This is a genomic window from Cellulophaga geojensis KL-A (assembly GCF_000568425.1).
GTDB lineage: Bacteria > Bacteroidota > Bacteroidia > Flavobacteriales > Flavobacteriaceae > Cellulophaga > Cellulophaga lytica.
The window spans coordinates 1-561 of sequence record NZ_ARZX01000105.1; the positions used below are offsets into that span (position 1 = coordinate 1).

The following is a 561-nucleotide window of genomic DNA, read 5'->3' on the forward strand; positions in this document are numbered from 1 at the left end:
CTATAGCTCTAAAAGAAGATGCTGCTAATAAGTCGGACGATGTAAATTTAGCTGATGCTACAAATACAAAATTCCCTACTGAACTGGCTGTTAAAACTTATGTAGATGCACAAATTACAGCTTCTAATTCTGCTGATGGCGATACGGATGCTACTAACGAAATAAACACAGGATTTACTTTAAACGGTACTGCTTTAGAAATTACAGATGCAGACGGAACATTGTCACAAGATTTAGACGGAACTTTTGTTACGGAAACTGAATTAACAGCTAACAATACATCAACTACAAACGCTATTGCTGCTGTGCAAACTGATGTTGACGCTAACGAAGCTGATGCAGACGCTGCTATAGCTCTAAAAGAAGATGCTGCTAATAAATCTACCAACGTAGCTTTAGGAACTTCTGATGATGCTTTCCCTACTCAAAATGCAGTTAAAACATATGTAGATACCCAAGTTGCGGCTTCTACTCAAGTTATTGTTAGTGCAGACGCTAATAATGATGTTACTACTGGAGCTGATGGTGGCGCTTTTTATGACGATGCTACTTTGCAAACTA

1 protein-coding gene is annotated in these 561 nt (G+C 38.3%); it reads left to right on the forward strand.

The window, feature by feature from the left end; all coding sequences use genetic code 11:
* Positions 1–561: hypothetical protein (locus KLA_RS18205; protein ID WP_034647544.1), on the forward strand; the 561-nt coding region annotated here is incomplete at both ends.